We start from the raw sequence: 21377 nt of genomic DNA, 5'->3' as shown, positions 1-21377 counted from the left end.
GCGGTGATCATGTGTTCGTGAAAACCCGCCACATTGACCCCCTGCACGAACGGCGGGCAGCGAAAACCCACCAGGGTTCCCGCCACCGCGGCAAAGCGGAACAGCGGCTGCTGTTCGATGGCTTCCAGCATGGGGCGATAGGGGGGCTCCTGACGCGGCACGGTGCGCACCTTGGCCGTCTCAAACTGGCCGTCGAGGCGCAGGGCGACGAAGACGTTGTCGGATCCCACAAGTCGATCCACCCACTGGTGGATCTCGTCACGGCTGAGAGGGTGATCGAAGCGACGCTCCAGACAGGGGCGAAAATGGGTCATCACCGCAAAAGGGGTCTTCTGATCGGCGCGGGCGGGCCGGGCCGAGCCATCGGAGCGCAACTGGTGGATCTGCCGCTCGAAGGCGATCAGCTCGCCATCGAGGTGGTTGAAGGTGCCGAGGCCAAAGTCGCCGTGGCGCAGCAGCTCGCTCATGGTGGTCTCCCCTTCGTAGACCCCCGCCAGCAGGGCGCTCATCAGGGAACTCTGATAGATCTCGCCACCATCATGCTGCCTGCGCCAGCGGGAAAACTGCTGGCTCACTTCGAGGGCACAGCTGCACCCGGCACTGTCAGATGTTGCAATATGTTCCATTCGGGTTTCACCTCCACCGTGAATCCTGTTAGCGTTCGGATCCAATGGTGACTTGGTTCACATTTCAACACCAATACGCTGATCCCATGACTTTGAGACTCAATCGATATGGAACTTCGTACGCTCCGCTACTTCATGGCCGTTGTTGAAAAGCAGAATTTCACCCGCGCAGCCGAATCACTCAACATGGCCCAGCCGCCCCTGAGCCAGCAGATCCGCAAGCTGGAGGAGACCCTGGGCACCCCGCTGCTGCGCCGTTTGACCCGCAGTGTCGAGCTGACCGAGGCGGGCGAGAGCCTCTATCGGGATGCGGCGCAGATCCTGGCGCTGGCCGATGCGGCAAAACTGAAGGTAAAGCGGATTGCCCGGGGCGAGCAGGGGGCGCTGCGGATCGGCTTTGCCGGTTCCACCGTGCTCCACCCCGCGGTGCTGACCCTGCTGCACGACTATCGGGAGCGCTACCCCGAGGTGGCCCTCAGCCCGCAGGAGGGCACCATGCCGGCACTGGTGGAGGCGCTGCGCAACGATCGGCTGGATGCCGCCATCTTGCGGCTCCCCTGCCGCGGTAGCGAGGGCTTTGCCCACCACCTTATAGAGCAGGAGCCGCTGCTGATCGCCCTGCCCACCAGCCATCCCAAGGCCAAGCCGGGCCCCTTGCCACTGGCCAGCCTGAAGGATGAGAGTTTTATTCTGTTTCCCCACGCCATCGGGCCCGGGCTCTATGACGGCATCGTGGGCCTCTGTCGGGAGGCGGGGTTTGAGCCGATACTGGGGCCCGAATGCCCGCAGGTGATCTCTACCGTCGGCATGGTGCAGGCGGGCTTTGGCGTGACTCTGGTGCCCAGCTCGGTGGCGGCGTTGCGCCCGCTCGGGGTCAGTTATCACCCCATTGAGGGCAACGGCATGATGACCAGCATCAGTCTGGCGACACGGCCACACCCAAGCAGTGCCGTGCTGCGGCTCTTTATCGCCCAGATCCGTGCCGCCCAGATACAACAAGGCCTCCCGAAGGAGGCCCTGTTAACCAAGGGTGAGCAGGCCTGATGACCGGCTCGCATGGAGCTACGGTTTACTTAACAGTACTGCTTATTTGACAGTCACCCGGGCAAACTTGCGCTTGCCGACCTGATAGACGGCGGTACCGGCACCGATGAGTGCCTTGCCATCTTCCAGCTTCTCGCCATCCACCTTGACCGCGCCCTGCTTGATCATCCGCAGCGCTTCAGAGGTGGTGGCCACCAGATCGGCCTCTTTCAGCAGGTTGGCAATGGCCAGACCTTCGCCTTCCAGAGCCAGCTCGATTTCCGGCATCTCGTCCGGGATGGCGTTCTTGGAGAAGCGCTGGGTGAAATCTTCGTGGGCCGCTTCAGCCGCCGCTTCGTCGTGATAACGGGCGATGATCTCTTTGGCCAGCCAGATCTTCACATCGCGCGGGTTTAGAGTACCGGCAGCGATGCCTGCCTTGAACTCTTCGATTTCGGCCAGCGGACGGAAGGAGAGCAGCTCGTAGTAGTTCCACATCAGATCGTCGGTGATGGACATGATCTTGCCGAACATCTCGCCCGGAGCGTCGTGGACGCCGATGTAGTTGCCTGCGGACTTGGACATCTTCTTGACGCCATCCAGACCCACCAGCAGCGGCATCATCAGCACGCACTGGGTCGCCATGCCGGCATCTTTTTGCAGCTCACGGCCCATCAGCAGGTTGAACTTCTGGTCGGTACCGCCGAGCTCGACGTCCGCCTTCAGCGCGACCGAGTCATAGCCTTGCAGCAACGGATAGAGGAATTCGTGAATCGCGATGGATTGGCCGCCGGTGTAGCGCTTTTTGAAGTCGTCGCGCTCCATCATGCGGGCCACGGTCTGCTTGGCCGCCAGCTTGATCATGCCGGTCGCACCCAGCTCGCTCAGCCAGGTCGAGTTGTACTCGATGCGGGTCTTGGCCGGGTCGAGGATCTTGAACGCCTGCTCCGCATAGGTGAGGGCGTTATGCTTGATGGCCTCTTCGGAGAGCGGCGGACGGGTGGCGTTCTTGCCGGAGGGGTCACCCACCATGGCAGTGAAGTCACCGATCAGCAGGATGATCTCGTGGCCCAGATCCTGGAAGGTCTTCAGCTTGTTGAGGATCACGGTATGACCCAGGTGAATGTCGGGGGCCGTCGGGTCCATGCCCAACTTGATGCGCAGCGGGCGCCCTTCCTTCAACTTGGCGACAAGTTCTTCTTCAACCAGAATTTCTTCCGCTCCGCGCTTGATCTCGGCTAGCGCCACCTCGAGCTGGGACATTTTTTGACTCTCCATCACGATTCCACAGGGCCAAACATATTACTGGAATGGCGGGCCAATTGGAAAGGCTGTAAAATCCGTCCATTCTGCCCGACTTCATCTGCTTCTCATGGTTATTTGGCACGCCTTCAACGCACTCCCCCACTGGCACCGCAAGATGGTGCTGATCTTGAGCATCATGATCATGATGCTGGCTGCCTGGCCAAGCGAACAGGCGGTCGCCACCCGGGTCGATGAAAACGGCAACGAGATTGCCCTGCGGGAACCGACTAACGACAACTCGCTAAACGACGAGCTGACGGCCGAAGCCGCCCAGCCCGTTACCCCGCCCAAGCCGCGCTACATCACCAAGCAGGTGAAGGTGCGCCGTGGCGACAACATGGGGCTGATCTTCCAGCGCATTGGCCTGAGCACCACGGATCTGCACCTGATCGATCAGCTCGAGGGCAGCGATCCCCTGCGGATGCTGCAACCTGGGCAGGAGCTCACCTTCAAGCTCACCGAGAACGGCGAGCTGCACAGCCTCTATTACCCCCACAGTCTGGAGCAGGCGCTCAAGGTGAGCCGCAAGGAGGAGACCTTTGTCGCCCGCAACGTCAAAATCGCCCTCGACACCCGCGAACAGGTGAGCAAAGGGGAGATCCGCTCCAGCTTCTGGGGCGCCGCGGTGGATGCGGGGATGACCGAAGATCAGATCATGGACTTGGCCGCCATCTTCGGCTGGGACATCGACTTTGCCCAGGACTTGCAGCCGGGGGACAGCTTCCGGGTGGTCTATGAAGACAAGTTCCGCGACGACGAGCGGGTCGCCTCCGGCGATATTCTGGCGGCGGAGTTCGTCAACCAGGGCACCGCCTACCGCGCCGTGCTCAATGAAGATGGCAACTACTACACCCCGGAAGGGAAGGCGATGCGCAAGAGCTTCCTGCGTGCGCCGGTCAACTTCAAATACATCAGCTCCAACTTCAACCCGCGCCGCCTCCATCCGGTGACCGGCAAGATCCGCCCCCATAACGGCATCGACTATGTGGCGCCAGTGGGAACCCCCATCATGGCGGCGGGCTCAGGCAGCGTGGTGGCCGCCGGTTACAACCAGTTCAACGGCAACTACGTCTTTATCAAGCATGCCGGCAACTATGTGACCAAGTACCTGCACCTCTCCAAGCGCACCGTCAACAAGGGGCAGCGGGTGAAGCAGGGACAGACCATCGGCACTCTGGGTGGCACCGGTCGCGTCACCGGCCCGCACCTGCACTACGAATTCGTGGTGGGCGGCATTCACAAGAACCCGCGCACCCTCACCCTGCCACAGGCAGAGACCCTGAGCGGACGCGAGCTGGCCAACTTCAAAAAGCTGGCGATGCCGCAACTGGCCAAGCTCGACAACCCCGAGCTGCAGCTGGCCCAGAACAAGCGGGATAGTCGCGGCAACTAAGCCATCAGGGCTGGCAGGGTGAAGGCCCTGCCAGCCCCTTTTATTGAGCTCGCGCTAGGCAATCAGATTGAAATGAGTCCACTTTCAGGCATAAGATGAGATGGAACACCGAGAGCGGCATGTGGCACGGAAGTAAGGGCTTATCTATCCTGTCTCTCTCACTCTTTTTCCGGTCCGCATTGAGGATGCCCCATGGTTGAGCGTTATATCGGTCTGATGTCAAAGACCACGCCATGTGGCATGGGATGAAAGCCGTTCCCCTCTTCACCCTCTCTGCACACCGCATTTTCAAGCAGCAATGTAAGGAGACACATGGCTGAACGCTATATCGGTCTGATGTCGGGAACCAGCATGGACGGCATTGATGCCGTGCTGGTGATGATCGCCGGGGATGAACTGCGGGTCGAAGCGGCGCTTTGCCACCCCTGGCCGCAAGAGACCGCCCGCACGTTGCATGCCCTCTGCACCCCGGGCGACAACGAAATCGACCGCATGGGGGTGGCCGATAATCTGGTGGCGCGAGAGTTTGCCGCCGCCACCCACGCGCTGCTGGCCAAGGCGAAGCTTGAGCCCAAAGATATTCGCGCCATCGGCAGCCACGGCCAAACCATCCGCCATCGCCCCCAGCTTGGCTTTACCCTGCAGATCGGCAACGCCGCCCTGCAGGCCGCCCTGACCGGCATCGACGTTATCGCCGATTTTCGCACCATGGATATGGCCCTCAGCGGTCAGGGGGCGCCGCTGGTGCCCGCCTTCCATCAGGCGCTGTTTGCCAAGCCCGGCGCCCTGCGGGTGGTACTGAACCTCGGCGGCATCGCCAATATCTCGGTGCTGCCGGGCAATCCGGGCGGGGTATATGGTTTTGATACCGGCCCGGCCAACACCCTGCTCGATGGCTGGTATCGCCGCCATCAGCCCCACGGCGGCAGCTATGACGCCGGTGGCAAATGGGCCGCCAGTGGCAAGCCCATCCCGGCCCTGCTGGAGAAACTGCTGGCTCACCCCTATTTCGCCGCCCCCGCCCCCAAGAGCACCGGACGGGAGATGTTTACCCTCGATTGGCTCGATGGCGAGCTGGCAGGCACTTCATACGCCCCCGTGGATGTGCAGCGCACCCTGCAGGCGCTCACCTGCCACAGCATCGCCCGCCAACTGCCCGCCCGGCCCGAATCAGTCGGTACCAGCCAGCCGAAAGCCGAGCTGTTTGTCTGCGGCGGCGGCGCCCATAACGCTCCCTTGCTGAAGGAGCTGACCAGCCTGCTGCCTGCATGGCGCATCGCCAGCACTGCCGAGCTGGGCCTTGCCCCCGACTGGGTGGAAGGCGCTGCCTTTGCCTGGCTGGCCATGTGCTTTGTTCACCGCAAACCGGGCAACCTGCCCGCCGTCACCGGCGCCAGCCGTCCGGCTGTGCTGGGTGCCCTTTATCCCGCCTGAGTGATGACAAGGGGGCTGCGGATCAGTGTGCCCCCTTGAACAGACGCACAACCTGTTGCCGGATCGGTGCAAACAGCGGGGGCTTTGGCGGCTCCAGATTGATATGGCGCCGCCCGGCACGGGTTTCACAGCGAAGCAGATTCTGGATGTAGTGGTGGTGGGATCGATGGATCAGCTGTGAGGCTTGATACGCCCACTGTCTGGGTACGCCCCACAGGGTGCTGGCAATCGCCCCGACGATGCAGAAGAAAGCGGGCTCCTGAATTCCCATCCGGCTGGCGTTCTCCAGCGCCTCCTTGAGCGAGTTGGAGTGAGCAATACAGGTCATGATATTGACCATGAAGGCATCGTAATCATCCACCCCCCCCTTGCCAACGCGCGCTGTCAGGGTCGCCGCGGGCTGATAACCAAACTGATGGCCGATATTTTCCAACACCGTATTACGCTGGCGGATCACCTTGCCATAAAACATCAGCATCACCATGCAGTCGATCGCCTTGCACAGCGCATCGTAGTGGGGATGGCTCTTCTTGGGACGCGGCGCCGTGGCGAGGGCCAGCTCTTCAGAGATAGCCAGCAGGCCCACAGGTACGGCGGTGCTGACAAACGAGAGATCAATCGACAGCTCCAGCCCCTCCTCCCCTTCCATGCGGGCCACAATCACATGTTCGCCAAACAGCCGACGCTGGCGCTCGATAAAGGCGCCAAAGACCAGATCACGAAACTGCTTTTGCGGATAAGGGGTATCGAGCAGGCTCTCGATGGTCATGATGGCGGCTGATACCCGGCCGCGCAGTCGGTAATCGGCAGGAATGGGAAAGCTCTTTCCCAGGCGAGGAGGTAACCGCTGCCCAGATGTTTGACAATACATATCGCCCAGAACGAAACCCAGCATAAATCCTCCACAGTCAGGTAATGATGATCGCGACGCGATCTCGCTTGCCAATCCTGGGCAATGGCCTGCCGGTGCATCGATGCTCTCCGTCAGGGCTCCTTGATTACCTTATTAATCATACGATTAATAGCGAGTTAAAAAAGCGACCTGACTCGCAATCACGCCACTAATTAACAGTTTCATCAAGAAACCATAAAAAGCGGTCGATAAATCCATTTTTTGACTCATTTTCCTTTAAAAACAACATATTGAGCTTTGTGCATGCGAAATCATCTGAACTGTTCTAGAGCCCTGAAAACCATCCCAATCATCACAACCAGCCACAGATAAAGGACAGGTCGGACAAACTCGCAAAAAGTGGAAAAAACGACGACGTGGGGCAACCCCCCCCATCGGAGGATGCAACCGGCGTGAAGAGAATCGAATTGCCACCACCGCCCCTCATCCAACGCCACCTCTCATCCAATGCAACCGTTCCCGCACACCGTCACGCCAACGCCATGCTTCCCACTCCTGTGCAGCAGGGGCAGATCCGCCGTGCAAATTCATGGCATAGAATTTTATGGCGTTAATAACAGATCTAGGCTGCCAGCAAGGCGTCATCGAGTATGCCGGAATTATCATTAACAGAGAGGAATGCAAAAGCCGTGAATTATATTCCAGAGGTATCTTTAATAATGTTGATATGCATATTCACGGAAATTTTCATAGCCCCTTAAAAGAGCTGAAAACAGATATCCATGCACCATAATATGCATTATTTGCACATCAGCGCATAATATTAACCCTTTATTCACACGCCAATATCCCGAAGAGGGGGAGAGCAAACCCAGTCAGGACAAGGCTGTCCGCCGGTTCGGCACCATTTGCGCACAAGTTGGCTACGATTTCGGGTGAATTGAATAGCAATATGATTAAATTTGCGCCCATTGAGCCATCTCATAGAAATGCAATCAGCGGTTTGCAACCCCTGATAGCCACTCATAGAATCGCAGCGTCTGAAATATCTACCCTGTCCTCTTCTCCCTTATTCCTCTCAGTAATTGAGTGGATCACAAATAATAACCGGGGATGCCGCCGCTGGCACAGTGGCCGTGGCGCACAACAAGATGGGGTAAACCTGTACCTGAATGAACAACAAATATTAAAAAGAGGCATATCTATGAGTGGCACCATCATCAAGTCGGCAAGAAATACCCCCCATGCACCCCAGGATCTGGGCCCCTGCACCCAAACGGTGGCGTTCTCCCATTACAACAATATCTCCGCCCAGCTGCCGGTCGATCCCGCCACCGGCAAGATGGTGAGTGGCGATGTCACCGCGCAGGCCAGACAGTGCCTGAGCAACCTCAAAGCGATCATCGAGAGCATCGGCCATGTGATGGACGATATGGTCAAAGCGACCATCTTCCTGAAAGAGATGGCGGATCTGGAGGCGGTCAACGCCGTCTATCGCGAATTCTTCCCGGGCTATCTGCCGACCCGCACCACCCTCGCCGTCGCCGCCTTGCCGCTGGGCGCGCTGGTGCAGATCGATGCCATCATCTCCAACGGCGAAGGTACCTTCCCGCAAGATCCTTGCCCGCTGGTTAAACTGGCCCGTAACAGTGACAAGGCGCCGCACAATCCGCTCTCGACCCACACCGTGGCCTTCTCCCACTACAACAATATCGGCGCCCAGCTGCCGGTCGATGCGGCCTCGGGCCTGCTGGTTGCCGGTGGCATCAAGGAGCAGGCGGGCCAGTGCCTGCGCAATATCAAGGCGGTGCTGGAGAGCATCGACGTGCCGTTTGACGATATCGTCAAGGTCACCGTCTATCTGACCGATCTGGCCGATCTGGAAGCCGTCAACGAGGTCTACACCACCTTCTTCCCCGACTCCGCCATCGCCCGCGCCGTGGCCTATCTGCCTGCCCGCTCTGTGGTCAGTGCCGCCGCCCTGCCCATGGGGGCGCTAGTGCAGATGGATGCGGTCATCTCCCACGGTGACGGCACCCCGCCGCAACTGGTGGAAGATCGTCACAATCTGGTGATCCGTGCCCGCAATACCGACAAGGCACCGAGCAGCCCGCTGCACACCCAGACCGTCGCCTTCTCCCACTACAACCATCTCTCTGCCCAACTGCCGATAGACCCCGCCACCGGCAAGATTCTGGCTGGCTGCATCAAGGAGCAGACCACCCAGTGCCTGAGCAATATCAAGGCGATTGTGGAGAGCATCGGCCATGTGATGGACGATATAGTCAAGATCAATATCCAGCTCGCCAATATCGCCGATCTGGATGCGGTCAACGCCGTCTACACCAAATATTTCCCGGGTTATCTGCCTGCCCGCACCGTATTCGGAGTCAGCGAACTGCCCGCAGGTGCCCTGGTGCAAATTGATGTGGTGATGTCCAACGCGGAAAGCACCCCGCCGCAGGTGTAATGTTGCGGGAAATAAAAAAGAGACCGGCTATATGCCGGTCTCTTTTTTAGGTAACAGGAAGGGCATTATTTTTATGGCACCGTCTAAAAGAACGCGAACGTCCGATTACGCTTCGCTAATCGAACCTACGATTTCATGCCATATAAAAATCATAATATCTTATCGATTCCAAAAATTTTGGATATGTTTTGCCACTTCATCAGATAAGTTATACCAATATGCTTCATTGTTCACGGTATTAATAACAACAAGTGAATCATTAGAGTCCATCTTAACACGAAGTCTTTTCGCTGCCTCTTCAGCTGATAGAGTAGAGTTAACGTACCATAATGATCGCTGTACGGAAGCCCAATCGCCTAATGATTTAATTTCATCAATCAAACTTGTATAGTCTTGATTTGGAGCATATAAATCATAAGATATGAATAAATTATTTGCCATTATGAATCACCCCTAACTTGAGAAGTTGATACTTTTTCATGACTTTTAGCTGAGTGCGGTGTATCTCTTCCATCAACACCACCAAACAAGTGTTTATCTGAAGTTGATGTTAGAACCGTCCGCCCTAAATCACCCCATTTTTCCATTTCACTCATTACCCCTCTTGTAACAGATTTCGCATCAACACGAATATCCATCAAAAGCTCTTTTGTTTCCTTGTTAACGCTATCAGACTCTTTTTTTAGGTGCAATGTTAGCCAAATCGCAAACCCACCTAATACAAGAGAGGCTACACCCGTAATAAGTGATATAACCTCGATCAATGTAAAGCTAAAGGTAATTATTTCAGCGCCACCAGCTTGGTCCATAATATATCCACCACAAACAAAGTGACGTTATTATAACCTTTTCAAAACAAAAATTAAACCCACATAAAAGTACAATGAGATCAGTTAAAAACGAATTAAAAAAAATCCATTAAAAATTTGCAAAAAAGAATAACTTTAGTACCTACTGGAACAATTAGTTATTTAAAAATAACAATAAATTTTTATATACATGCAGCTAAAAATAGATTGGCTAGTCATGTAGAAAATAAATATTTTAACTATTAATAAAAAAGCGCCTCCCAAGGGAGGCGCTTTTCAGTTCTATACAAAGCAATCAGGGATTACAGGGATTCAGCGGTCGCAACCACGTTTTCCACGGTAAAGCCGAATTCCTTGAACAGCAGCTCGGCCGGTGCGGACTCACCAAAGGTGGTCATACCGATGATCTTGCCGCCGAAACCGACGTACTTGTACCAGTAGTCAGCGATGCCCGCTTCGATGGCCACACGCTTGGTGACGGAAGATGGCAGGACAGACTCTTTGTACTCGGCAGATTGAGCGTCGAACACGTCGGTAGACGGCAGAGAGACCACGCGCACGGCACGGCCCTTGGCAGTCAGCTGCTCGTAAGCGGCAACGGCCAGTTCCACTTCGGAACCGGTGGCGATCAGGATCAGCTCCGGAGTACCGGCGCAATCCTTCAGCACGTAACCACCCTTGGCGGTGTCGGCCAGCTGCTGGGCAGTACGATCCATCTGGGCCAGGTTCTGACGAGAGAAGATCAGAGAGGTCGGGCCGTCGGTACGCTCGATGGCGTGTTTCCAGGCGATGGCAGATTCAACCTGGTCACACGGACGCCAGGTGCTCATGTTCGGAGTCAGACGCAGGGAGGCGATCTGCTCAACCGGCTGGTGAGTCGGGCCATCTTCACCCAGACCGATGGAGTCGTGGGTATAAACGAAGATGGAACGCTGCTTCATCAGAGCGGCCATGCGCAGGGCGTTACGGGCATACTCCATGAACATCAGGAAGGTGGCGCCGTAGGGGATGAAACCACCGTGCAGGGCAATACCGTTCATGATGGCGGACATGCCGAACTCGCGGACACCGTAGTGGATGTAGTTGCCGGAGGCATCGTCGTTGGTCAGGGACTTGGAGCCAGACCACATGGTCAGGTTGGACGGCGCCAGGTCAGCGGAGCCACCCATGAATTCCGGCAGCAGCTTGCCGAACGCTTCCAGTGCGTTTTGGGACGCTTTACGGGTCGCAATCTTGGCCGGGTTGGCTTGCAGGGTTTCGATGATCTTGGCGGATTCGGCAGCCCAGTTGGCCGGCAGTTCACCAGCGGTGCGGCGCTTGAATTCGGCAGCCAGCGTCGGGTGAGCGGCTTCATAGGCGGCGAACTTGGCAGCCCAGTCAGCTTCCAGTGCAGCCCCCTTCTCCTGAGCGTTCCACTCGGCAGCGATATCGGCCGGGATAACGAACGGCGCGTGGTCCCACTTCAGGAAGGCGCGAGCAGCGGCGATCTCGTCGTTGCCCAGCGGTGAGCCGTGGCAGTCGTGGGAACCGGACTTGTTCGGGGAACCGTAACCGATGATGGTGCGGCAGCAGATCAGAGTCGGCTTGCCTGTCTCGGCCTTAGCGGCTTCGATGGCGGCATTGATGGCTTCCGGGCTGTGACCGTCAACAGCCGGGATAACGTGCCAGCCGTAGGCTTCAAAACGCTTGACGGTGTCGTCGGTGAACCAGCCTTCTACGTGACCGTCGATGGAGATACCGTTGTCATCCCAGAACGCGATCAGTTTGCCCAGTTGCAGGGTACCTGCCAGGGAGCACGCTTCGTGGGAGATACCTTCCATCAGGCAGCCGTCGCCCATAAAGGCATAGGTGTAGTGGTCAACGATGTCGTGGCCCGGCTGGTTGAACTGCTCAGCCATGGCTTTCTCGGCGATCGCCATACCAACGGCGTTGGTGATGCCCTGACCCAGCGGGCCAGTGGTGGTTTCCACGCCCGGTGCATAGCCGTACTCCGGGTGACCCGGGGTGCGAGAGTGCAGTTGGCGGAAGTTTTTCAGATCGTCGATGGAGAGGTCATAACCGGAGAGGTGCAGCAGGGAGTACAGCAGCATGGAGCCGTGGCCGTTGGAGAGAATGAAACGGTCGCGGTCGGCCCACTTGGGGTTGTTCGGGTTATGTCTGAGGTGGCTACGCCACAGCACTTCGGCGATATCCGCCATTCCCATGGGGGCGCCCGGGTGACCGGAGTTGGCTTTTTGAACGGCATCCATACTCAATGCACGAATGGCATTGGCAAGCTCTTTACGAGAAGGCATCTGAATCTCCTGCGATTGCTTCATTTGATGGCCAAGATTAAGGCGCGTTATTGTCCCAGCAGGGCGCGCGGCGTGCAAATATTATCTGGATGAATAAAGTGGCTTTGGGAGGACAATCGCTTTTCTTGCCCTCTATTGACCAAAGCAACCAGAGAAAAACGTTTGATTTCCATCCCTTTCGGGATAGGAGAGCACCGCTTGTGACCCATTGGACACTGCGCGACAAAATAGTGCTGGCAATCACGGGGGGCGCTAATTAAAATAGACGTCCAGATGTAGATACCTCTACACCATCCCATTCATCCGGTTATTGCCGTGGCGATAACCCATACAAGCTGAGATTAAAATCATGGCAAAGCTGTTTACTTCCGAGTCGGTCTCCGAAGGCCATCCCGACAAGATTGCGGACCAGATCTCCGATGCGGTACTGGACGCCATCCTCAAGCAAGATACCAAGGCCCGTGTTGCCTGCGAGACCCTGGTCAAGACCGGTATGGTCATGGTGGCCGGCGAAGTAACCACCTCTGCCTGGGTTGATATCGAAGAGATCGTGCGTGATACCGTACGTGAAATCGGCTACACCCACTCCGACATGGGCTTCGATGCTGACTCCTGCGCCGTGCTGAACGCCATCGGCAAGCAGTCCCCGGACATCAACCAGGGTGTTGACCGCAGCGATCCGCTGGAGCAGGGCGCTGGCGACCAGGGCCTGATGTTCGGCTACGCCACCAACGAAACCGACGTGCTGATGCCAGCCCCCATCACCTACTCTCACCTGCTGGTAAAGCGTCAGGCTGAAGTGCGCAAGAATGGCACCCTGCCGTGGCTGCGTCCGGATGCCAAGAGCCAGCTGACCTTCGCCTACGACGACGCAGGCAAGATCATCGGTGTCGATGCCGTGGTGCTGTCTACCCAGCACGCCGAATCCATCAGCCACAAAGATCTGGTTGAAGCGGTACGCGAAGAGATCATCAAGCCGGTGCTGCCGGCCGAGTGGGTCAACAAGGACACCAAATACTTCATCAACCCGACCGGCCGTTTCGTTATCGGCGGCCCGATGGGTGACTGCGGTCTTACCGGTCGCAAGATCATCGTCGACACCTACGGCGGCATGGCTCGTCACGGTGGTGGCGCCTTCTCCGGCAAGGATCCGTCCAAGGTTGACCGCTCCGCTGCCTACGCCGCACGCTACGTTGCCAAAAACATCGTTGCCGCCGGTCTGGCCGATCGCTGTGAAATCCAGATCTCCTACGCCATCGGCGTGGCCGAGCCGACCTCCATCAGCGTCGAGACCTTCGGCACTGCCAAGGTCGCCGAAGAGCTGCTGGTCAAGCTGGTGCGCGAGCACTTCGAACTGCGCCCGTATGGCCTGATCCAGATGCTGGATCTGAAGCGCCCGATCTACCAGGCTACCGCTGCCTACGGTCACTTTGGTCGTGACGAGTTCCCGTGGGAGCAGACCGACAAGGCCGAACTGCTGCGTTCCGCCGCTGGCCTGTAAGGCTCGCTGTTGTGATAAAAGGGGAGCCTGGCTCCCCTTTTGCTTATCCGCCATTTGACGAGACCCCGATGTCTGCCACCCCTACCCGCCTCGATCCCGCCCTGCACCAGCAGCTGCTCGCACGCGTCGACGCCTGCTTTGTGCAGGCCGAAGCGCGCCTTGGCCGCACCTTCCCCCGCCCGCAAGTCCATTGCAACATGCGCGGTCGGGCGGCGGGATCGGCGCGGCTGCAAACCTGGGAGCTGCGCTTCAATCCCGCCCTCTGTCAGGCCAACCAGCAGGCGTTTCTGGCCGAGGTAGTGCCCCACGAGGTGGCCCATCTGCTGGTCTATGCACTGTGGGGGGAAGGACGCGGCAAAAACAGGGTCTTACCCCACGGCAAGCAGTGGCAGTCGGTGATGCGGGAGGTGTTCGGCCTTGAGCCCAGAACCACCCACAGCTTCGATCTGGCAGTTCTGGCCCAGCGCACCATCCCCTATCGCTGCCTCTGCCAGCAGCATCAGCTGTCGGTTCGCCGCCACAACAAGGTGGTGCGCGGCGAGGCCCGCTATCACTGCCGCCGCTGCAAGCAGCCGCTGGAGCGGGAACGGCCGGAGCCCGAACAGTAAGCCAGCCGGTGTCGCGCTCTTGTGGTAGGGTGCCCGCCATCGTTCGTCAATCATCCCGTTTGCAAGGAATCCCATGCGTTTCATCTCCTCCCTCGCCCTGACCCTGCTGGCCGGTTTGCCGCTGTTCAGCGCGCCTCTGCACGCCCAGACCTTTCGCGAAGCCAAGCAGGATCTGGTCAAGCTCTATCGCAGCCAGCCTGCGGTCACCACCTTCTACTGCGGCTGCGACATCGACTATCAGGGCAAGAAAATGAGCCCGGATCTCGCCAGTTGCGGCTATGAGCCACGCAAGCAGGCCAAGCGCGCCGCCCGCATCGAGTGGGAACACGTGGTCCCCGCCTGGGAGTTCGGCCACCAGCTGCAATGCTGGCAGGATGGCGGTCGCAAGAACTGCGAAAAAGCGAGCCCCGAGTTCAACAAGATGGAGGGGGACATGCACAACCTCTTCCCCGCCATTGGCGAGGTGAACGGCGATCGGGCCAACTACCGCTTCTCCGACTGGAACGGCAAGCCGGATCAGTACGGCCAGTGCCAGATGCTGGTGGATTTCAAGGATCGTCGGGTGCAGCCGCCCAAGGGGCCGGTACGGGGCCAGATTGCCCGCGCCTACCTCTACATGAGCCAACAGTATGGGCTGCGTCTGGCAGCGCAACAGCGTAAACTGTTTGAAGGCTGGGATCGCCAGTACCCGGCAGAGGGCTGGGAGTGCGAGCGCAACCGCCGCATCGGCAAGCTGCAGGGCAATACCAATCCCTATATTGAAAAGCAGTGCCAATAACCCCATTTGACCAGGGAGGGGATCGCCCCTCCTATCATGAAACCCTTCTTCACCGCAGCGTGAGCCTTGCTCGCCGCCTCGCAGCAGGATATGAAGGGTTTCCAAGCAAGAGACTGACAAGCAGCCATGCGCATTCCACGTATCTATGAACCGGCCACCTTGCAAGTTGGCCAGACCATCGCCCTGTCGGAAGACGGCGCCAACCATATCGGCCGGGTACTGCGCATGCAGCCGGGCCAGCAGCTCGAGCTGTTCAACGGCGATGGCAATCAATATCCCGCCACCATCGCCAGCGTCGGCAAGAAGTCGGTGGAAGTGACCATCGACCGCTGCGACGTCCAGTCAGTAGAGTCACCGCTGGCCATCCACCTCGGTCAGGTGATCAGCCGTGGCGACAAGATGGACTTCACCATCCAGAAATCGGTGGAGCTGGGCGTCACCTGCATCACCCCGCTCTTCTCCGAGCGCTGCGGCGTCAAGCTGCCGGCCGACCGCTTGGAGAAGAAGCGCGAACAGTGGCAGAAGGTGGTGATCAGCGCCTGCGAACAGTGCGGCCGCAACGTGGTGCCAGAGGTGCGCATGCCGATGGAGCTGGACGCCTGGCTGGCGGAAGAGACCAAAGAGCTCAAGCTCAACCTGCACCCGCGCGCCGAGTACAGCATCAACACCCTGCCCGTTCCCGAGCACGGCGTGCGCCTGCTGATTGGCCCGGAAGGGGGCTTGTCGAGCGACGAGATCGCCCGTACCGTGCAGGAAGATTTCAAAGAGATGCTGCTGGGGCCGCGGGTGCTGCGCACCGAAACCGCCGCCCTGACGGCGATCACTGCGCTGCAGTGCCGTTTTGGCGATCTCGCTTGATACTATCGGCCACATCATGCATCGACGCAGCCTCAAGCGGGCGATTACGCTGCGCTAATCGACCCTACAACCCTATCGAGCCATTAAAAAGGAACAGCGGATGACCATTAAACTCGGCATCGTGATGGACCCCATCTCGGCCATCAACATCAAGAAAGATTCCAGCTTTGCCATGCTCGAAGAGGCGCAAAAGCGCGGCTATGAGCTGTTCTATCTGGAGATGAAGGATCTCTACATGGAAGCCGGTCGCGCCTTTGGCACCATGCGCCCGCTGACCGTCAAATATGACTATGCCGACTGGTACAGCCTGGGCGAGGTAGTGGATCAGCCCCTCTCCAACCTCGATGTGATCCTGATGCGCAAGGATCCGCCGTTCGACACCGAATTTATCTACGCCACCTACATGCTGGAGCGGGCCGAGGATGAGGGTTGCCTTATCGTCAACAAGCCGCAGAGCCTGCGCGACGCCAACGAGAAGCTCTACACCGCCTGGTTTGCCGAGCACACCCCGACCACGCTGGTGACCCGCCGTGCCGACAAGCTGCGCGCCTTCCACGCGAAGCATAAGGACGTGATCCTCAAGCCGCTGGATGGCATGGGCGGCGCCTCCATCTTCCGCATGAAGGAAGATGACGCCAACGTCGGCGTGATTATCGAGACCCTGACCGCCCACGGCAGCCAGTACTGCATGGCGCAGACCTATCTGCCCGCCATCAAGGATGGCGACAAGCGGGTGCTGGTGGTGGATGGTGAACCGGTTCCCTACTGCCTCGCCCGTATTCCGGCGCAAGGTGAGACCCGTGGCAATCTGGCGGCCGGTGGCCGTGGTGAAGCGCGCCCCCTGAGCGAGGCCGACTGGGCCATCGCCCGCGCGGTGGGCCCGACGTTAAAAGAGAAAGGCCTCATCTTCGTCGGCCTCGACATCATCGGCGATCGCCTGACCGAGATTAACGTCACCAGCCCGACCTGCATTCGCGAGATTGAAGCGGCCTTCGACGTGCATATCACCGGCATGCTGATGGATGCCATCGAGCGTCGGCTGGCCCAGTAATCACCTGGCAGGCTAACCGGCCTGTTCAGGGGTAACCGCCCCCGACAAGCCCGGAAACAGAGAGGGTGGCCCGGCGCCACCCTCTCTGTTTAAAGGCAATCCGGAAAGGAGCGGGATCTCGCCCAGCCCAAAAAGCGGTTTTTCCCATGGGGATCAACTGCCATAATTGACCTCAAATACCTTTGCACTATTTGGCCTCTATGCAAACACTGCAAAATCACTTCCTGCTTGCCATGCCAAGCCTGACGGATCCCTACTTCGAGCGCTCGCTGGTCTATCTGTGCGAACACAACGAAGAGGGCGCCATGGGACTGGTCGTCAACATTCCGGTGGAGATGTCGCTGGAAACCATGCTGACCCAGCTCCAGCTCAACCCGCCCAACAACCCGGAGCTCAAGCAGCCGGTGCTGCAAGGGGGGCCGGTTCACGCCGATCGCGGCTTCGTGCTGCACAGCTTCCGCCCCGGTTTCAACTCCACCCTGCAGGTGGGGGATGAGATGATGGTGACCACCTCCAAGGATATTCTGGAAACCCTGGGTACGAGCGAGGCTCCTGCCCATTGGCTGGTGGCCCTTGGCTATGCCGGCTGGAGCGCAGGGCAGCTGGAACAGGAGCTGGTGGATGGCGCCTGGCTGGTGATCCCCCCCAATCCGGCTCTGGTGTTCAAGACCCCCATTCACAAACGTTGGCAGCAAGCTGCCGCCAGCATAGGGGTGAACCCGGTTCACCTCTCCAGCGATATCGGCCACAGCTGATCGGCTGGCCCGCTCCGCTCTCTATTTCGAGGATTTATCAGTTATGTCATCACGCAGCATCATGGGCTTTGACTATGGCACCAAGAGCATTGGCGTCGCCATCGGTCAGGAGCTGACTGGCACAGCCCAGCCTCTGCGCGCCCTCAAGGCCAACGACGGCATCCCCAACTGGGACGAGATTGAGAAGCTGCTCAAGGAGTGGCAACCGGACCTGCTGGTGGTCGGCCTGCCGCTGAACATGGATGGCACCGATCAGGAGATAACAGTACGAGCCCGCAAATTCGGCAACCGGCTGCATGGCCGTTTCGGCAAGCCGGTGGAGTTCAAGGATGAGCGACTCACCACCACAGATGCCCGCGCCCGCCTGTTTGAGCGAGGCGGCTATCGCGCGCTGGAAAAAGGCAGCGTGGACGGGGTATCGGCGCAGCTGATCGTCGAAGCCTGGATGGAAGAGCAGTACAACTAGACCATCAACAGCAAGGCAAGGGTCGCCGCCCTTGCCTTGTCTCGCATTATCCCCTCATTACGCCTGTGATTGATCAGCCTCGGCTCCGGTCGGTTCGCCTTATTGACGGCCCACGGGCATCGACTCCCGGTGATAGAGCCGTCGTATCTCATTGAGCAGCCACAACACCTTGGCGTCCTGATTGTGACGCTTATGCCACAGCAGGATAAAAGTGAGCTCCAGTTGCTGATAGAGCGCTTCAGACAGGGGCAGTGGTCTGGTGATCAGATTGGGATGATATTTCGCTGCATGTCCGGCGCAATAAGAGGGGGCGACCGCGATCAGATTGTTGTCGGGCTGGGATGCAATGTGCAATGACTGCTCAAAGCTGGATACCATGACCGGGACTTTACGGATCAGCCCCTCATCCTCCAGCAGCAGATCCAGCCCCCAGGTCTCCTTGACCTCCAGCACCACACTGCTATGAGGGCAATTGAGAAAATTCTCCATTGACCACTTCTGCTCGAGCAAGGGGTGATCCTTGCGCAGGAAGACCACAGGCCGATCGCAAAACAGCACTTCATGATCGATGTAATAGGGCAGATTACTGAGCTTGAGCTGAGAACGGCTATAACTCTCGCGGACACAGACCCCCAGATCCGCATCACCGTTGACAACGTCATTGAGAGAGTTGCGGTTCCATCCCAGCATTTTGACCACAGAGTTGGGATACTTCTCATGGATGGCCATCGGCAAATCACTGAGCAAGCTGTTGTAGAACGGGGATTGCATCACCAGACTGAAGCGGGCGCCATCGGGGATCGCTTCGCTATTGAGTGAGGCGATCCGTTCGGTAAGGGGAAACCAGACTTTCAGCTCTTCTTCCAGGGCAAAAGCCAGATTAGTGGGTTGCAACTCTTTGCGTCCCCGCACAAACAGCGGATCGCCAAACCACTCCCGTAATTTGGCAAGCGACTTGCTCACAGTGGAAGGCGTGACACCGAGCAGCGTAGCCGCACCTGCGGCGCTGCGTTCGGCCATCAGATATTTGAACACCACCAGCAGGTTCAAATCGAGTTCACTCAGTGCTCGCATACAACCTCTTGCGACATGATTACTCCGGGCGCCCCATTCGCCATGCAGTCAGTGGCACGGTAAATGACCACTCCCGCCCCATTCAACAACAGATACGACCTCTCCGATAGTGAAAGAGTCACACCTCTCTTGGCAGAATAAACGATATGGGTAATCACTTCCGCTGATCCGTCAGCTATTCTGACCAACAAGATTGTTCACAGAAAGAGCCCCCTGCAACGGATCTGACAACTCGCTGACGTGCAGGTAGCCTGATGAGCGACAGAAACACCGTTATCAATCGGCAATAGAACGGATAAAAATTCCATGAGGCGCTATTGCGCCCCATGGAATATGACTGACTGGATGTTTATCCCTTTTTCAGAGTAAATATGACCCCATCCAAATCGGGAAATCCGATAACTAATGTGTTCTTGTTACTTGCATCGTTAAACTCGGCAATATATGCGGCAGCCGTGTTTTTTACCTGTGCCAAACCCGCCGTATTTTTATAGTCACTCTGGCTCCAGTTGGCATCATTATATTCAACGAACTTGCATTTCTCGAATCCGGTAAAAGTAAGCTTGTTCAATGCGTGATTGCTCTCTTCCTTTCCCTCACCGAATAATGTGCAACCTGCTGACGGCAGTTCCATGACGACACTCAACTTGCCATCGTTATTAGTCAATTCGGTATTACCTAACATATCGGTTGCCAAGCCATTTCCGTTCAACCATGTCTCTGACTTAATATCCGTTGTGTTAACTTTTGTAATGCCAACCTGGCCATTCCAATTGTGATATGCCGTAATTCCGGTACTCGAAAGATCAAATGCAGAATATCTTACTCGCTCACCCTCTGCATTGATGACGGGCATGGTTTTGATCATGACCTGATTGGGGACTCTGCTTTGCCTCTGGTAATTCGATGGCACGAGCAGCGCTCCTGAATCATCCCGCGTCAAAACAGCACTGTCTGCCACTTTATTTCTGCTAATGCGCGTCAACGTCAGGGTAGATGGCTCTGTGCTATCGGACTGCATTCCGGCCTGACCAAGCCACCAGGTAGCCACGGCGCCATCATCGACCCAGATATCCCAACGCAGCTGCGCATCACGTTGTGGATAAACGATTGCCAAGCCGGCGAAATTAACCAATGTCTGGTGCGGATCATCGCGTGTAAGCAGCGTCGCTTGGTAAATCCCTGGCTGCGGTAGCACAATGCCTGCTTTAAGTGTTGTTGCAACATGGGGAACAGGAGCAACGCTGGTCGCTGTGGTTGATTTGTTATCATCTGAGCCACCACAACCAGACAGGGTGGCCATGCAAGCCCCCAACAATACCCATTTATGACTATCCATCATCAGAAAATTTCTCGCTATTATTTTTTGGAACAATAAACCCTGGCTTCTCGAGGAGTATAAACCCCGTAGGTAATCCCGCTGGCCAATGAATTAAGCCAGGATTGTTCTGTTTCGATCCTGACAACATTTTCGGCACCGTGACAAATAGCCGCAGCGTCTATAGGCTCGTTCAGGCCAATATCAATATCTGAAAAGAAGAAGTGGCTGGTGACCTCAGTCGCACTGACACTATTTTCGTTACCGAGTGTAAATGCCTGGGCGGCATTGACATCGACAACCTGTTTGGCACAACCACAGTTAACAACCGTCAAGCAGACGATAATGATCGTTTTGTAATTAACCATTTAAACTACCTTGCTGGTGCTGCCAATAACATCATCAAATTTTGACTGCCAGATATGGCGCCGCTAATATTGGGATAGCAGCGTCACGACCGTAAAAATTAGAAATGATATATGTGATGAGGATTTTTTATCAGCATCATCTGCCACACTTCCCGTGTTAACGCAGAGCAATGATGTTTGTTCAAGCCAATTTTAATGTACGACCTCTTGCATCCCCTCAATAGGGATTGAATGCAAGTTAGCCTTTCTTGTTATGAATCGCAGTATCTAACGGTGCCATGCTGGCGTCTACAGCAAAAGCAGAAGTCAGAACATTCCATTTCAGAAAGTATGTTGCGATATTGTTTGGTGAGAAAGCTGGCAACTAAATAATCCATCGCCATCATCACCGCC

Annotated in this window: 20 protein-coding genes; 11 read left to right on the top strand and 9 right to left on the bottom strand. The window is 57.2% G+C overall.

Translation table 11 applies throughout. The features are described 5' to 3' along the window. Window positions 1-626, bottom strand: a 626-nt coding sequence (gene budA, locus A9G06_RS20380) for an acetolactate decarboxylase (protein ID WP_069556433.1), incomplete at its 3' end; no start/stop codon positions are given. A 108-nt stretch (window positions 627-734) separates the two neighbouring features. Here budA and A9G06_RS20375 point away from each other — a divergent pair. Then, window positions 735-1670 (top strand): LysR family transcriptional regulator, encoded by a 936-nt coding sequence (locus A9G06_RS20375; RefSeq protein ID WP_069556432.1) that lies wholly within the window; start codon window positions 735-737, stop codon window positions 1668-1670. Window positions 1671-1712: 42 nt separating this feature from the next. Here the strand turns inward: A9G06_RS20375 and tyrS are convergent, their stop codons facing one another. Beyond that, on the bottom strand, window positions 1713-2912 hold the full coding sequence (gene tyrS / locus A9G06_RS20370) for a tyrosine--tRNA ligase (protein WP_069556431.1): 1200 nt from the start codon (window positions 2910-2912) through the stop codon (window positions 1713-1715). Window positions 2913-3021: 109 nt separating this feature from the next. On the opposite strand from tyrS, the gene A9G06_RS20365 reads away from it, so the two are divergent. Next, a complete protein-coding gene (locus tag A9G06_RS20365) occupies window positions 3022-4347 on the top strand; it encodes a peptidoglycan DD-metalloendopeptidase family protein (RefSeq protein WP_069556430.1) in 1326 nt (441 codons plus the stop codon). Window positions 4348-4659: 312 nt separating this feature from the next. After that, on the top strand, window positions 4660-5781 hold the full coding sequence (locus A9G06_RS20360; protein WP_069556429.1) for an anhydro-N-acetylmuramic acid kinase: 1122 nt from the start codon (window positions 4660-4662) through the stop codon (window positions 5779-5781). Between the two features lie 22 nt (window positions 5782-5803). Here the strand turns inward: A9G06_RS20360 and A9G06_RS20355 are convergent, their stop codons facing one another. Beyond that, window positions 5804-6550 (bottom strand): hypothetical protein, encoded by a 747-nt coding sequence (locus tag A9G06_RS20355; RefSeq protein WP_253182361.1) that lies wholly within the window; start codon window positions 6548-6550, stop codon window positions 5804-5806. A 1288-nt stretch (window positions 6551-7838) separates the two neighbouring features. On the opposite strand from A9G06_RS20355, the gene A9G06_RS20350 reads away from it, so the two are divergent. Further along, complete coding sequence (locus tag A9G06_RS20350; RefSeq protein WP_069556427.1) at window positions 7839-9104, top strand: RidA family protein; 1266 nt, start codon at window positions 7839-7841, stop codon at window positions 9102-9104. A 159-nt stretch (window positions 9105-9263) separates the two neighbouring features. Here the strand turns inward: A9G06_RS20350 and A9G06_RS21760 are convergent, their stop codons facing one another. From A9G06_RS21760 to tkt, 3 genes are all read right to left on the bottom strand, one after another. Then, on the bottom strand, window positions 9264-9545 hold the full coding sequence (locus tag A9G06_RS21760) for a hypothetical protein (protein WP_043135577.1): 282 nt from the start codon (window positions 9543-9545) through the stop codon (window positions 9264-9266). Further along, entirely contained in the window at window positions 9545-9913 is a 369-nt protein-coding gene (locus A9G06_RS22185; RefSeq protein WP_139126323.1) for a hypothetical protein, read from the bottom strand. Before A9G06_RS22185 ends, A9G06_RS21760 begins: the two co-directional genes overlap by 1 nt. A gap of 302 nt (window positions 9914-10215) precedes the next feature. After that, window positions 10216-12207 (bottom strand): transketolase, encoded by a 1992-nt coding sequence (tkt, locus tag A9G06_RS20345; protein ID WP_069556426.1) that lies wholly within the window; start codon window positions 12205-12207, stop codon window positions 10216-10218. Window positions 12208-12556: 349 nt separating this feature from the next. Between tkt and metK the strand changes: the two genes are divergently transcribed. From metK to ruvX, 7 genes are all read left to right on the top strand, one after another. Further along, window positions 12557-13708: a methionine adenosyltransferase gene (metK, locus tag A9G06_RS20340; protein WP_058052248.1), complete on the top strand. Its 1152-nt coding sequence runs from the start codon at window positions 12557-12559 to the stop codon at window positions 13706-13708. Window positions 13709-13776: 68 nt separating this feature from the next. Further along, window positions 13777-14316 carry a SprT family zinc-dependent metalloprotease gene (locus A9G06_RS20335; protein ID WP_069556425.1) on the top strand — a complete coding sequence of 180 codons (540 nt, stop codon included), beginning with the start codon at window positions 13777-13779 and terminating at the stop codon, window positions 14314-14316. Between the two features lie 73 nt (window positions 14317-14389). Next, window positions 14390-15094 (top strand): endonuclease, encoded by a 705-nt coding sequence (locus A9G06_RS20330; RefSeq protein ID WP_069556424.1) that lies wholly within the window; start codon window positions 14390-14392, stop codon window positions 15092-15094. A 126-nt stretch (window positions 15095-15220) separates the two neighbouring features. After that, on the top strand, window positions 15221-15952 hold the full coding sequence (rsmE, locus tag A9G06_RS20325; protein ID WP_069556423.1) for a 16S rRNA (uracil(1498)-N(3))-methyltransferase: 732 nt from the start codon (window positions 15221-15223) through the stop codon (window positions 15950-15952). A gap of 100 nt (window positions 15953-16052) precedes the next feature. Beyond that, window positions 16053-17003 carry a glutathione synthase gene (gene gshB / locus A9G06_RS20320; protein WP_069556422.1) on the top strand — a complete coding sequence of 317 codons (951 nt, stop codon included), beginning with the start codon at window positions 16053-16055 and terminating at the stop codon, window positions 17001-17003. A 200-nt stretch (window positions 17004-17203) separates the two neighbouring features. After that, window positions 17204-17758: a YqgE/AlgH family protein gene (locus tag A9G06_RS20315; RefSeq protein ID WP_005349793.1), complete on the top strand. Its 555-nt coding sequence runs from the start codon at window positions 17204-17206 to the stop codon at window positions 17756-17758. A 43-nt stretch (window positions 17759-17801) separates the two neighbouring features. Then, entirely contained in the window at window positions 17802-18224 is a 423-nt protein-coding gene (ruvX, locus tag A9G06_RS20310; RefSeq protein WP_005343821.1) for a Holliday junction resolvase RuvX, read from the top strand. A 99-nt stretch (window positions 18225-18323) separates the two neighbouring features. On the opposite strand, the gene yidZ is transcribed toward ruvX, so the two are convergent. The 3 genes from yidZ to A9G06_RS20295 all read right to left on the bottom strand — a co-directional run bounded on the left by yidZ (window position 18324) and on the right by A9G06_RS20295 (window position 20984). Then, window positions 18324-19298 carry an HTH-type transcriptional regulator YidZ gene (gene yidZ / locus A9G06_RS20305; RefSeq protein ID WP_069556421.1) on the bottom strand — a complete coding sequence of 325 codons (975 nt, stop codon included), beginning with the start codon at window positions 19296-19298 and terminating at the stop codon, window positions 18324-18326. 349 nt (window positions 19299-19647) lie between these two features. Further along, window positions 19648-20640, bottom strand: a complete 993-nt coding sequence (locus tag A9G06_RS20300) for a hypothetical protein (protein ID WP_139126322.1) — start codon at window positions 20638-20640, stop codon at window positions 19648-19650. Between the two features lie 17 nt (window positions 20641-20657). Further along, window positions 20658-20984, bottom strand: coding sequence for a Bor family protein (locus A9G06_RS20295; RefSeq protein ID WP_083243852.1), 327 nt, complete (start codon window positions 20982-20984; stop codon window positions 20658-20660). Window positions 20985-21377 lie beyond the last annotated feature (393 nt).

The sequence above is a fragment of the Aeromonas sp. DNP9 genome (genome assembly GCF_001728955.1).
GTDB classification, from domain to species: domain Bacteria; phylum Pseudomonadota; class Gammaproteobacteria; order Enterobacterales; family Aeromonadaceae; genus Aeromonas; species Aeromonas veronii.
Note: the sequence above shows the minus strand (reverse complement) of the source record. Positions and strands in the feature narration are given on the sequence as shown.

Excerpts from the sequence above, each read along its gene's own strand:
- A9G06_RS20375 (WP_069556432.1), top strand. The coding sequence starts at position 735 with ATGGAACTTCGTACGCTCCGCTACTTCATGGCCGTTGTTGAAAAGCAG.
- tyrS (WP_069556431.1), bottom strand. The coding sequence starts at position 2,912 with ATGTCCCAGCTCGAGGTGGCGCTAGCCGAGATCAAGCGCGGAGCGGAA.
- A9G06_RS20365 (WP_069556430.1), top strand. The coding sequence starts at position 3,022 with ATGGTTATTTGGCACGCCTTCAACGCACTCCCCCACTGGCACCGCAAG.
- A9G06_RS20360 (WP_069556429.1), top strand. The coding sequence starts at position 4,660 with ATGGCTGAACGCTATATCGGTCTGATGTCGGGAACCAGCATGGACGGC.
- A9G06_RS20355 (WP_253182361.1), bottom strand. The coding sequence starts at position 6,550 with ATGACCATCGAGAGCCTGCTCGATACCCCTTATCCGCAAAAGCAGTTT.
- A9G06_RS20350 (WP_069556427.1), top strand. The coding sequence starts at position 7,839 with ATGAGTGGCACCATCATCAAGTCGGCAAGAAATACCCCCCATGCACCC.
- A9G06_RS21760 (WP_043135577.1), bottom strand. The coding sequence starts at position 9,545 with ATGGCAAATAATTTATTCATATCTTATGATTTATATGCTCCAAATCAA.
- A9G06_RS22185 (WP_139126323.1), bottom strand. The coding sequence starts at position 9,913 with ATGGACCAAGCTGGTGGCGCTGAAATAATTACCTTTAGCTTTACATTG.
- tkt (WP_069556426.1), bottom strand. The coding sequence starts at position 12,207 with ATGCCTTCTCGTAAAGAGCTTGCCAATGCCATTCGTGCATTGAGTATG.
- metK (WP_058052248.1), top strand. The coding sequence starts at position 12,557 with ATGGCAAAGCTGTTTACTTCCGAGTCGGTCTCCGAAGGCCATCCCGAC.
- A9G06_RS20335 (WP_069556425.1), top strand. The coding sequence starts at position 13,777 with ATGTCTGCCACCCCTACCCGCCTCGATCCCGCCCTGCACCAGCAGCTG.
- A9G06_RS20330 (WP_069556424.1), top strand. The coding sequence starts at position 14,390 with ATGCGTTTCATCTCCTCCCTCGCCCTGACCCTGCTGGCCGGTTTGCCG.
- rsmE (WP_069556423.1), top strand. The coding sequence starts at position 15,221 with ATGCGCATTCCACGTATCTATGAACCGGCCACCTTGCAAGTTGGCCAG.
- gshB (WP_069556422.1), top strand. The coding sequence starts at position 16,053 with ATGACCATTAAACTCGGCATCGTGATGGACCCCATCTCGGCCATCAAC.
- A9G06_RS20315 (WP_005349793.1), top strand. The coding sequence starts at position 17,204 with ATGCAAACACTGCAAAATCACTTCCTGCTTGCCATGCCAAGCCTGACG.
- ruvX (WP_005343821.1), top strand. The coding sequence starts at position 17,802 with ATGTCATCACGCAGCATCATGGGCTTTGACTATGGCACCAAGAGCATT.
- yidZ (WP_069556421.1), bottom strand. The coding sequence starts at position 19,298 with ATGCGAGCACTGAGTGAACTCGATTTGAACCTGCTGGTGGTGTTCAAA.
- A9G06_RS20300 (WP_139126322.1), bottom strand. The coding sequence starts at position 20,640 with ATGATGGATAGTCATAAATGGGTATTGTTGGGGGCTTGCATGGCCACC.
- A9G06_RS20295 (WP_083243852.1), bottom strand. The coding sequence starts at position 20,984 with ATGGTTAATTACAAAACGATCATTATCGTCTGCTTGACGGTTGTTAAC.